The sequence below is a fragment of the Promicromonospora sp. NPDC050249 genome (genome assembly GCF_040656015.1).
GTDB lineage: Bacteria > Actinomycetota > Actinomycetes > Actinomycetales > Cellulomonadaceae > Promicromonospora.
On the sequence record NZ_JBFAKY010000001.1, the window covers coordinates 306573 to 317797 of the forward strand.

Here is an 11225-nt window from a genome sequence, read left to right on the forward strand (position 1 = left end):
GTCATGACCAGCGGCGACATTACACACCGGGAATACATTTCTCTCCGGTCCGCGACATTCGCCGAGGACAAGCAGGGGGCAAGGATGACCGACCGGAGAGTGCGCGGCCTGCTGCCCACTGCCCGAGCGGCCGTCGCGCCGCGCACCGACCGGTACGACGCCTTCCTGTCCTACAGCCGCGACTCCGACGGCGAGTTCGCCCCGGCCTTCCACGCTCAGCTGCTCGACTTCGACAGGCGCGACGACGTCCCCCACCTGAACATCTTTCTGGACCGGACCGGGCTGGCCAACAACCCGAGCCTGTGGGACTCCATCGAGCGAAAGCTCGAGCACTCCGACTACCTCATCCTGTTCGCCTCGGAGGGTGCGGCCAGCTCCCACTTCGTGGCCAAGGAGGTGGCGTGGTGGCTGGACCACCGCGGGCCCGAGACTCTCCTGGTCGCGCTGACCAGCGGCAGGATCGTCTGGGACCAGAAGGCGAACGAGATCGACGCCATCAGCACCACCGCTCTGCCCGCCCCGCTGGTCGAGCGGATCGACCACGAGCCCAAGTGGACCGACCTGACCCGGCTGCGCCAGCGGCGCCGGTTCTGGCGGCACCATCCGGACCGGGCGACTGCGCTCGCCGAGCTCGTCGCCCCGCTGCGCGGCCCCGACGTCAGCACCGAGGAGATCCTCAGCGCCCACATCGCCCGCCAGAGCTCGGCCGGCCTGTGGAGCCGCCTCACGATCGCAGCCCTCGTGGTGCTGCTGATCGCGGCCGGCACCGCGTTCGGGTACGCCCTGTGGGAGGCGAACCGGGCGAACGAGGCGGTGAACGCGAACGCCGCGCACCTGCTCGGCGCGACGTCGCACGTGGTGCACCAGGACGACCCGGCGACGGCGCAGCTCCTGGCGGTCGAGGCGGTCCGCCGGCTGCGGGACGGGCAGACCCGTACCGCCCTGTTCAACGCGGTCACGGCCAACGAGCCCGCTGACCCCTACCTGCTGCGCACCGTGGACGTACCCGAGGAGACCGAGCTCGCCGACATCGCCCCGACCGGCAGCGGCGTCGTCGGGCGGACCGACACGGGTGACCTGGTGCGGTGGAATCCCGACGAGGGCGCGCCCGAGGTCCTGCGCGGTGACCGCACCCCGTTCGGCACGGTCGCCGGACCCGGGCGGGCGGGGTCGGTGGTGGCCGGGAGCGCCGACGGCACGGTGGTCGCCGCGGTGGACGATCTCGGCGTGACCGTCGGCAGGTTCGGGCAGCTTCCGGAGGGCGGCACCAGCCGGCAGACGCACCTCGACCTGCCGGGCGCGACGGCGGTCGCGGTCACGCCGGAGGGCGACACGCTGCTCGTCGCGTGGCACGACGACGTGACGGGACGGAACCGGATCGGCAGCATCGGCCTCGCTGGCCGGGACCTGGCGCTCCTGGAGTCCGACGACGGCGCGGAGCGACCCCCCGAGCAGCGCCTCGCGTTCCGCAGCAAGGTGGACACGGACCTGGCGGTCACGTCGCTCGCGGTCGGCTCCAGCCGCACGGTGGCCGTGGCGGACGCCGCGGCGGGCACGCTCGAGATCCGCAGCCTCGACTCGCTGGACCTGGCCAGGCCGGAGCCGGTCGACCTGCCGGAAGGCGCCGTCCCGTCGCCGTCGCTCACCGACTGGGCGACCCTGGGCGCCGAACCCGACAGCACGACGGTGACGGTGCACCACTGGGCCGACGGCTCCGTCCGCACCGCGGACTGCCCGGTCCCGCGCGCCTGGACGAACCCGGAGATCGTGGCCATCGACGACGCCACCACGCGCGCGCTGGTCGCCACCGACGACGGGCTGGTCGCCTGCGAGATCTCCGGCGGCGCCGCCGTGCACCGTACCTGGCACCTGTCGGGGATCCGGCACACCGGCCCGCCCGTCCTGGTCGGCATCGACCGCGTCGCGGCGGCGTCGGACGGCCGTATCGCCCTGTGGAGCACCGCAGGCACGCACGGGGACGTCCCGCTGCCGGGCGCTGCGGGTGCTGCCACCGTTCCCCGAGAATCGGGCCCGCCGAGCCCGGGGCCGACGGCGGTCCTTGCCACCTACCGGGACGAGTCGACGCAGGAGGCGAGCACCGCCGTGTCCTGGTCGGACGGGACGGTCACGATCCACGGCCTCGGCACGGTGGACCTGCCCGCCGACAGCAAGGACGTGGGGCGGCCGCTGCTCCCCGTCTGGCTGGACCGGGACCGGCTCCTGCTGATCACCCCGGACGGCAACGCCTACCGGACCGATGGCGGGACCGCGGCGGGGCACGAGCCAGGCTTCCGCGACCTCGTCGGGCCCGGCCTCGGCCAGGACGGCTCCGCCTGCGCCACGATCGTCAGTGCCCAGCGCACGCGGGACGACGTCCTGCTGGTGGACGCGTGCTCGGGGCTCCACCTGCTGGACGCCGGGCTCGAGGAGCGGGCCGTGCACGCGCCCGGCCCGCTGGGCGACACCCCGCGGCTCGGGTCGGAGTGGGCGGAGCCCGGCCGGGTCGCCGTGGCCGACGACGGGAGCCAGGTCGCCGTCGCGCCCCGCGACTTCTCGCTACGGGTCGCCGACCTGGGGGCCGCGGCCCGGGGTGAGACCGGCGTCTGGACGGTACGCGGCAGCAGCGTCGTGCAGGTGCACATGATCGGGGCGCGCAGCAGCGCCGAGGACACGTCCCTGCCGGACCAGCTCGTCACGCTCGGCCTGGACTCGACCGTGCGCCTGCGTACCGTCGACGGGCCGGACGAGCCGAAGGGACTTGACCTGGCGGGCACCTACGGCGACGTCATGGCGGTGCTGCCCGGTCCGGACCTGGTGGCCCGGAACCAGGGCCCGGCCCTGGCGTTCTTCGACATCGGGACCGGCCAGAAGGTCGGCGAGCTCGCGACCCGGCTCTACTCCCCCGGCGGCGACGTGGCGCCGGGTGCCGTGCACGCGGCCGACGGGCAGCTCCTCGTGGTCCAGGACCACGGTGTCACGACCGGCTGGACCTTCTCGGACGACCAGATGATCGCCCGGGCGTGCGCCATGGCGGGCCGAGCCCCCACGGCGGACGACATGCCAGAAGGCGTCACCCTGGGGGACACCCCGGCCTGCTCCACCTGACCGGGAGCAGGCCGAAGTAGAGCGCCTGTCCGAGCCTCCCGTGGTAACCGAGGGAGACTCGGACAGGCGCTCTACTTCGGCATGCTCCCCGGCGGGGTCGGAGGTCAGGACTCGAGGCGTCTCGCCTCGGTCTCCGTCTCGTCCGCCTCTTCGTCGCGGCCTTCCTTGCGCAGCACGCTGGTGAGCGAGCGCATGGAGGCGGCGGCGTCCGACTTCGCGAGGTCAGAGGACGTCCCGCGCAGCTTGCCCCACAGGTTCATCGCCTCCTCGGCGACCTCCAGCACCTGCGAGCGCTCCTTGCCACCGATCGTCGACGTCGTGAACGTCTCCAGCGCGTGCTCGAGCACCGCGCGCTGCTTGGTCGGGTCGTCGTCGTCCAGGCTCTTGTACAGCTGGACGGCCTCGCCGACGAGCTTCGTCGTCGGCTTGTCCTGCTCCTTCGCCGCGGCCTGGCTGCCGAACGACAGCAGCGCCACGGCGATCTTCGACACGGTGCTGCCGGCCTCGCCGGGCAGCTTCTCCGCGCCCGAGACCACCAGATCGTGCAGCCTGGCGGCCGTGCGCGTCTCGAGGTTCTCCTCGCGCTCCGGTGCCTCGTCCTGCTCCGGGGCCTTGACCTGCTCCGGTGCCTGCTCAGATCCCGCGACCTGCGCCGGGGCGTTGCCACTCTCGATACCACTCTCGACAGCGACCGGCGCCACCTGCGGCGTCACCTCGGCCGTCGTCTCCCCTGCTGCGGTGACCTGCGCCGCCTGTGCCTGCTGCGGCAGTGCTTCCGTGCTCACTCGTTCCTCCTGTCCACGGTGCGACGAAACTACCAGAACGGGCGTTCAGTCCCGGTATGAACCGCAACGCGGCACGACGGCGTGTGCGAGTACCTCGCAGCGGCACGCACCCAGTACCGTCAGCCGCCATGGAGACCTGGTCACGCGCTGCTTCCCGCGAGCTGCTCGAGGAGGCCGGCACCCGGCACGCCCTGGGCGCGGACACGCTGACCGAGCGCGGTGCGGCTCCCGAACGGGTGCGCGTCGCGTACCGCGCCGCCCGGGAGGACCGGGTGCTGGCGGAGCTCGCGGAGGTACCCGTCGAGCGGATCCGCGAGGTGAGCACCGGACGCGTGCGCGTGGGACTCGTCGAGGCGGCAGGGTTCCGGACTGTGGCCCAGGTGCTGCGTGCCGACGACGAGGAGCTCGACGCGATCGCCGGCGTCGGGCCCAAGACCGCACGGCTGCTGCGCGAGGCCGCCCAGCAGATCTTCGACGCCGTCGACGACGCGCTCACCTTCCGGATCGAGGCGAACCCCGCCGACCCGCTCGCGACCGACCTGGTGCGTGCGCTGCACACGCACGAGCAGGTCGCCCGGTTCTTCGACGCCTGGGGCGAGCGGCTCGACGTCGACGTCCCGCGGCTGGCCCGCCTGGCCGAGGTGGGTGCCCTGCGCGGCACTCTCGTCAAGCGGTTCTTCGCCGGCCGCGAGCGCACCGCCGCGGCCGAGACCGCCCTGACCGCGCTCCGCGAGACGGTGGACGGGCTCGACGACTCGGGCGTCACCGATGCCCTGCGCCGGCTGGACCGCACGCTGACGGGCACGTCGGACGCGGAGGTCTGGCGCGACTACGAGGCCCGCGCCGCCGCGTACTACACGGCGCTGGGCGAGCTCGTCGACCTCGGCGTCGACGTGGAGGCGTCCGAGGGCTACCTGCCCGAGGACGTCGTCGAACAGGTCTCGGCCCAGGACCTGGACACCTCGCTGCTGACCGTCTCCCTGCGCGGGTACCAGGCGTTCGGCGCGCGGTACGCGCTGGTGCAGCGGCGCACGATCCTCGGTGACGAGATGGGGCTCGGCAAGACGGTCCAGGCCATCGCCGTGACGGCGCACCTGGCCGCCCGCGGGCGCCGGCACTTCCTCGTGATCTGCCCGGCGAGCGTCGCGGCGAACTGGGCCCGCGAGGTCGCCGCCCACTCCCGTCTCGCGGTCCGCGTGCTGCAGGGCGACGAACGCGACGCCGGCATCCGCGACTGGATCGCCGACGGCGGGGTCGGCATCGTCACCTTCCCGCAGCTCGGGCACCTGCGCGCCGCAGGCCTGCCCCGGCCCGCGCTGCTCGTGGTGGACGAGGCGCACTACGTGAAGAACCCCGCCGCGCAGCGCTCGGAGCGGACGGCGGCGTGGTCCGCCGCCGCTGAGCGTGTGCTGTTCATGTCGGGCACACCCATGGAGAACACCGTCGACGAGTTCCGCAGCCTCGTGCGGTACCTCAAGCCCGACGTCGCCGACTCGATCGACCCGGCGGCAGGCCTGGCGGGCGCCGCGGCGTTCCGCCGGTCGGTCTCCACGGTGTACCTGCGGCGCAACCAGGAGGACGTGCTCACCGAGCTGCCCGAGCTGGTCCAGGTGGACGAGTGGGAGCGGTTCGGCAAGCACGACGGCGCCGCCTACCGGCGGGCGGTGCTGAAGCGTTCGTTCGCCGACATGCGCCGGGCGGCGTTCGTCCAGGCCCCCGAGCCGACGGCGAAGCTCGTGCGGCTGCGCGAGATCGTCGCCGAGGCGATGGACAACAACCGCAAGGTCGTCGTCTTCTCCTTCTTCCGCGACGTGATCGAGACCGTGCTGACCGAGCTCGGCCCGCTCGCCATCGGCCCCATCACCGGTTCCGTGCCCGCCCGTCGGCGGCAGGAGCTGGTCGACGAGTTCACCTCGGCGCCGGAGCCCAAGGTGCTGGTGAGCCAGATCGAGGCGGGCGGCGTCGGGCTCAACATCCAGGCCGCCTCGGTGGTGATCCTGTGCGAGCCGCAGGTCAAGCCGACCGTCGAGGCGCAGGCCATCGCACGGGCGCACCGGATGGGCCAGGTCCGCACCGTGCAGGTGCACCGGCTGCTGATCGAGAACAGCGTGGACGAGCGGCTCCTGGAGATCCTCGGCACCAAGGCCGAGCTGTTCGCGGAGTACGCCGGCCGCTCGACGGTGGCCGTTGCACCGGGGGCCACCGACGTCGCCGATGCCGAGCTCGCGCGGCGCATCGTCGAGGAGGAGCGTGCCCGGCTGGCCGAGCCGGCGGCATAGGCTCGAGAACTCCCTCTTTTGCTCGCGGTCAGGCCTCCGGCCTGCTGAGATGTACCCATGTCCACCACAGCCCTGACCCGGGGTCCTGTCCAGGCCGCCGAGCGTTCGCCCGCGCCCGACCTCGCGCGCGGCTTCATGCTCCTGCTGATCGCCATCGCGAACACGCCCTACTACCTGTGGGGCCGCGAGACGAACCCCTGGGTGTCGCACCCCGTCGACGGCTCGGCCCTCGACAAGGTCGCCGACTTCCTCATCATCGTGTTCGTGGACATGCGGACCTACCCCATGTTCGCGTTCCTATTCGGCTACGGCATGATGCAGCTCTACAACCGCCAGGTGTCCTCCGGGACGTCGGAGGCAGCGGCCCGCAAGCTCCTGCAGAAGCGCAACTGGCTCCTGCTCGCGTTCGGGTTCGTGCACGCGGCGCTGCTCTGGATGGGCGACGTGCTCGGCGCGTACGGCCTGGCCGGCCTGCTCATGGTGTGGCTGTTCTTCGAGGTCAAGGACCGCACGCTGCTCGTGTGGACCTGGGTCTTCGGCGGTCTGCTGGCGATCGGCACGGTGTTCGCCGTGATCGGCTCGTACTTCACCGCGCAGATCCCCGCGGACGACCCGATCGCGCAGTCGATCCTCGCGGACACCACCGGCCCGTCCACGGAGTCGATGGCGTCGACCTCGTACCTGGCGTCGATCGTCGAGCGTCTGGGCTTCTGGGTCTTCGGGACGGTCGGCCAGGGGCTCCTCTTCCTCGTCGTCCCGATGATGCTGCTGCTCGCCTTCTGGGCCGGACGGCGCCGCATCCTGGAGAACCCGGGTGAGCACCTGCCGCTGCTGCGCCGGGTGTCAGTGGTCGGCATCGCCATCGGCTGGCTCGGCCCGCTGCCGTCCGCGCTCGACCACGTCGGTGTTCTCGCCGTGCCCGACCACGCGGCCTGGGTGTTCCTGCCCGTGCAGATCCTCACCGGCTTCTTCGGCGGCCTGGGCTACGTCGCCCTGTTCGGCCTGATCGGCCACCGCGTCGCCCTGCGCCGCAGTGGCGCGCCGTCGAACAACCTGTTCACCACGGACGGCCCGTTCGCCGGCGCGGTCCAGGCGGTGGGCAAGCGGTCGCTGACGTCCTACCTGCTGCAGTCGGTGCTGTGCGCGCCGATCCTGGCGGCCTGGGGCTTCGGGCTGGGCCAGTACCTCAGCTCGTGGAGCATGCTGCTGTTCGCCGTGGGCGTCTGGGCGCTGACCGTGGTGTTCGCCGTCTGGCAGGAGCGCACCGGACGGCGCGGGCCGGCCGAGGTGGCGCTGCGCCGGCTGGTGTACGGCCGGCCGGCGCAGCGTCCGGCGCCGGTTCAGCCAGAGGCCTGAGCCGCGGGCTGAACCCTCAGGCTCAGGCCGGGAACGAGTCGACGGCGTCGTCCTCGCCGTCGCCGTCGGTGTCCACGGAGATCGTCTGCGTCCCGCCGGCGGTCTCCACCACGACGTCGGGCAGCCCGTCACCGTCGGTGTCGTGCAGCTCGACGTCGGGGACGCCGTCGGCGTCGTAGTCCTCGAACTGGGCGTCGACGACGCCGTCGCCGTCGGTGTCGGCCACCTCGACGTCGGCTATGCCGTCGCCGTCGAGGTCGAACTTGCCGGGCTTGTCGGCCAGGAACTCGGACACGTCGTTCTCCTTGCTCGTCATCACTCTGGGGTACTTCCCCGATCACGCACCACCGCACGGGCTGCTCGGGCACCGGCCGACGAACGGCGGCCCAGGATTTTCTCCCGCTTCACCGCGCGGGTGAAATACCAAGACGCTTACATTCAGCACATGCTCAACCAGGTACGCAGGACCCGACGCCGTGCCGCGGTGCTGACCGCCAAGACCTGCGCCGTCGTCATCACCTCGGGCTTGATCGCCTCGGGCCTGGTCACCTCAGGCCTGATCGCCTCGGGGACCGCCGTCGCGACGGTCGCCCCCGGCGCCGGCTCGGGTACGGACGCCGTCGGCCAGGCCTGGTCCGTCGACCTCGCCACCCGCACCGACGACGACGCCGGGGTGCGCCACTCCGGCGGCGCGCTCCGCCTCGACGCCACCGGCACGTCGGGCAGCTCCACTGTGCCGGACGACGGCAGGACGGACGACGGCAGTGCCGACGGCGGGAGCGTGCGCCAGGAGGCGTCGGGCCAGCTGGTCGCGGAGCCGACGGTCCTCGACTCCCCCGCGAGCGTCATCACCGCCGACGTCGACGCCACGGCCCCGGCAGGCACCTCCGTGCTGGTCGACGTCCGCGGCCGGCTCACCGACCAGGGCCCCGACTCCTGGACGGAGTGGGTGCCGGCGGGCTCACAGCTCCCCACCCCCGCCGAGACGGTCCAGGCGCGCGTCACGCTCGTCGGCGAGGGCGGCACCGGCCCGGCCGTCCGGGAGGTGACGCTCACGCCCGAGGCCCACCGGTCGCAGTCGCTGCAGGAGGCGGAGAGCGAGGCCGCGCCGGCGGGCGGCGAGGACTCGTACAAGGTCTTCGCCACCCGCGAGGGCCTGGTGGGCGGGACCACCGCGAACGGTCACGTCATCACCTCGAGGGACCACTTCGTCGCGCTGCCGTCCCGGCGCGGGCTGTCGTCCAAGGACTCGGGCAGCTACTCGGTGCGGGTCTGCGCCGGGAGCACCGGGCGCTGCGCGTACGCCCCGGTCTGGGACGTCGGGCCGTGGAACACGACCGACGACTACTGGAACGAGGGCGAGACGCGTCAGTCCTGGTCCGACCTGCCCAAGGGTCGGCCCCAGGCGCAGGCCGCCTATCAGGACAGCTACAACGACGGACGCGACGGGTTCGGCCGCCAGGTCGCCAACCCCGCGGGTATCGACCTCGGGGACGGCACGTTCTGGGACGCCCTCGGGCTCACGGACAACGCCTGGACGACCGTCACCTACCTCTGGACCGGGTCCGGACCCAAGGGGGTCGTCAGGACCAAGGGCGGCCCGCTCACCGTGCGCTCGGGACCGGGCACGGACAACGCCGCCGTCGGACAGGCCGGCAACCACGCGAACGTGGTGATCGAGTGCACCGCCCGCGGCACCACCATCACAGGGACCTACGGCACCACCGACCTGTGGAACCGCATCGGTCCGGACAACTGGGTCTCGGACGCCTACGTCTCCACGAGCTCCTCGAGCCGGCCGGCCCCCACCTGCTGACGACCGCGACACCGATAACGGGATCGTGTTCGCCGGGGTGCTCCCCCGCGAACACGATCCCGTTCTCGTCATGCGGTGCGACGCAGCGACAGGGCCAGGCCGATAGCGGCCGCGGCGACCACCAGTGCCGCCAGCAGCGGCACCGCCGTCACCCCGGAGCCTGCCACCACGAGTGACGCGAGCGCGGCACCGACCGCGATCCCGCCGTTGAACAGGACGGGGATCAGTGCGCCGGCGAACGAGCGCCGCTCCGGCCCGGCCAGCCGCAGGATCAGGGTCTGGGCGAAGGGCGGCATGCCGCCCGACACGACTCCCCACGTCACGACGACGGCGATGCCCACAGCAGGGTGCACGTCGACGACGCTCAGCGCCGCCACGGTGAGCGCGGTCGCGGCCACGCTCACGACCAGGGCGGGCCCGGTCCGGTTACCGAACCGGCCTGCCAGGGCCACTCCCACCGCCGAGGCGAGCCCGAAGACCAGCAGCAGCGCGCTCATCCCGCCGGGCAGCGCCTCGGCCGGCGCCTCCGTCAGGCGCGTGATGTAGGTGTACGCGCCGTAGTGGCCCACCAGCACCAGCGCCACGAGCCCTGTTACCGACAGCAGCCGGTCCACACCGCGTCGAGGTGCCTGGGCGCCCTGGCCGGGCTCCGCACCGTCCGCCGTCGCGTCCGTCGCGCCCTCCGGGACCTCCGGGGCGGCCGGGACCGCCGCACGCGCGACGACCAGCCGGACCGCGACGGCCCCCAGGACGCCGAGGACCGCGAGAGCCCCGAAGGCGGCCCGCCAGCCGGCGGCGTCGGCGACGAGCCGGGCGAGCGGGGTGCCCACGACCATCCCCAGGGTCGCCCCGCCGAGCACCACGGCGACGGCGCGCCCGAGCAGGCGGTCGGGGACCAGGTCGGCGACGTGCGCGTTCGTGGTGGCCCACAGCAGCCCGACGGCCGCCGCGCCCAGGATCCGCGCGCCGACCGCCAGCTGGAACGTCGGCGCGAGGGCGGTGAGGGCCGACGAGAGCGCGAGCACTGCCAGCCCGCCGGCGATCACGGCGCGACGGTCCCTGCCGCGCGTCAGCCGCACCAGCGGGAAGCTGAGCACGACCACGACTGCCGCCCAGACCGAGACCAGCATGCCCGTGCTCGACTCGGCGACACCGAGGCCCGTGCTCATCTGCTCCAGCACGGCTGTCGGCAGCATCTCGGCGGTGACCATGAGCAGCGTCCCGGCGCCCAGCACGAGCAGGGACGGCCAGGGCAGGACGTCGGCGGGGCCGGTCGGGATGCCCGTGTCCGGCGGGCCGTCGAGGGCCGGCCGGACGGTTGGTGCGGTGCCTGTTGTCTCCATGTCCGCAACGCTAAAGTTTGACACTGGTGTCAATGTCAAGCCCTACCCGGAGGCAAACATGAAGATCGGTGAGCTCGCCGCCCGGACAGGCGTGAGCACCCGCCTGATCAGGTACTACGAACAGCAGGACCTGCTCGAGGCGGACCGCGCGCCGAACGGCTACCGCACCTATACCGAGGCCCACGTGGAGCGGGTGTCCCGCGTGGCGGGCCTGGTCCAGGCCGGCATCCCGACGCGGCTGGTCAAGGTGCTGCTCGACGCCGAGCTCGCCGCGGCCCGCGACGAGCCGACGTGCCCGCGCGAGGTGGCCGAACAGCTGGCCACGGAGCTGGTCGGTGTCCAGGAGCGCATCGACTGCCTCACGCGGAGCCGGGACTCGATCCGCTCGTTCCTGAAGGCGACCCAGAACGAGGTGCTGCTCCGCGAAGCAGCAGAACCGGTACTGACCTCCTGAATCAGTTCCGCGAAGTAGAGCGCCTGTCCGGATCTCCCCCCGGGTGGGCGGGGGGGTAGCGGACGGCGCGGGAAAAAACGGGGAACA

General features: G+C 72.8%; 8 protein-coding genes. 5 read left to right on the plus strand and 3 right to left on the minus strand.

The genetic code is table 11. The features are described 5' to 3' along the window. The first annotated feature begins 84 nt into the window (after positions 1-84). Positions 85-3105: a hypothetical protein gene (locus AB0I32_RS01375; RefSeq protein ID WP_357502077.1), complete on the plus strand. Its 3021-nt coding sequence runs from the start codon at positions 85-87 to the stop codon at positions 3103-3105. A gap of 104 nt (positions 3106-3209) precedes the next feature. Here the strand turns inward: AB0I32_RS01375 and AB0I32_RS01380 are convergent, their stop codons facing one another. Then, positions 3210-3890 carry a hypothetical protein gene (locus AB0I32_RS01380; protein ID WP_357502079.1) on the minus strand — a complete coding sequence of 227 codons (681 nt, stop codon included), beginning with the start codon at positions 3888-3890 and terminating at the stop codon, positions 3210-3212. Positions 3891-4018: 128 nt separating this feature from the next. Here AB0I32_RS01380 and AB0I32_RS01385 point away from each other — a divergent pair, with 128 nt between their 5' ends. Next, positions 4019-6169 (plus strand): SNF2-related protein, encoded by a 2151-nt coding sequence (locus AB0I32_RS01385; protein WP_357502081.1) that lies wholly within the window; start codon positions 4019-4021, stop codon positions 6167-6169. Between the two features lie 57 nt (positions 6170-6226). Continuing rightward, positions 6227-7525: a DUF418 domain-containing protein gene (locus AB0I32_RS01390; protein ID WP_357502084.1), complete on the plus strand. Its 1299-nt coding sequence runs from the start codon at positions 6227-6229 to the stop codon at positions 7523-7525. 22 nt (positions 7526-7547) lie between these two features. Here the strand turns inward: AB0I32_RS01390 and AB0I32_RS01395 are convergent, their stop codons facing one another. Further along, positions 7548-7841 carry a hypothetical protein gene (locus tag AB0I32_RS01395; RefSeq protein ID WP_357502086.1) on the minus strand — a complete coding sequence of 98 codons (294 nt, stop codon included), beginning with the start codon at positions 7839-7841 and terminating at the stop codon, positions 7548-7550. Between the two features lie 129 nt (positions 7842-7970). Between AB0I32_RS01395 and AB0I32_RS01400 the strand changes: the two genes are divergently transcribed. Continuing rightward, positions 7971-9341: a hypothetical protein gene (locus AB0I32_RS01400; RefSeq protein ID WP_357502088.1), complete on the plus strand. Its 1371-nt coding sequence runs from the start codon at positions 7971-7973 to the stop codon at positions 9339-9341. Positions 9342-9409: 68 nt separating this feature from the next. Here the strand turns inward: AB0I32_RS01400 and AB0I32_RS01405 are convergent, their stop codons facing one another. Beyond that, complete coding sequence (locus AB0I32_RS01405; protein WP_357502091.1) at positions 9410-10684, minus strand: MFS transporter; 1275 nt, start codon at positions 10682-10684, stop codon at positions 9410-9412. Between the two features lie 58 nt (positions 10685-10742). Between AB0I32_RS01405 and AB0I32_RS01410 the strand changes: the two genes are divergently transcribed. Beyond that, positions 10743-11138 (plus strand): MerR family transcriptional regulator, encoded by a 396-nt coding sequence (locus AB0I32_RS01410; RefSeq protein WP_357502093.1) that lies wholly within the window; start codon positions 10743-10745, stop codon positions 11136-11138. Positions 11139-11225 lie beyond the last annotated feature (87 nt).

What these genes read in the sequence shown, in the direction of transcription:
- AB0I32_RS01375 (WP_357502077.1), top strand. Translation starts at nt 85, where the DNA reads ATGACCGACCGGAGAGTGCGCGGCCTGCTGCCCACTGCCCGAGCGGCC.
- AB0I32_RS01385 (WP_357502081.1), top strand. Translation starts at nt 4,019, where the DNA reads ATGGAGACCTGGTCACGCGCTGCTTCCCGCGAGCTGCTCGAGGAGGCC.
- AB0I32_RS01390 (WP_357502084.1), top strand. Translation starts at nt 6,227, where the DNA reads ATGTCCACCACAGCCCTGACCCGGGGTCCTGTCCAGGCCGCCGAGCGT.
- AB0I32_RS01395 (WP_357502086.1), bottom strand. Translation starts at nt 7,841, where the DNA reads ATGACGAGCAAGGAGAACGACGTGTCCGAGTTCCTGGCCGACAAGCCC.
- AB0I32_RS01400 (WP_357502088.1), top strand. Translation starts at nt 7,971, where the DNA reads ATGCTCAACCAGGTACGCAGGACCCGACGCCGTGCCGCGGTGCTGACC.
- AB0I32_RS01405 (WP_357502091.1), bottom strand. Translation starts at nt 10,684, where the DNA reads ATGGAGACAACAGGCACCGCACCAACCGTCCGGCCGGCCCTCGACGGC.
- AB0I32_RS01410 (WP_357502093.1), top strand. Translation starts at nt 10,743, where the DNA reads ATGAAGATCGGTGAGCTCGCCGCCCGGACAGGCGTGAGCACCCGCCTG.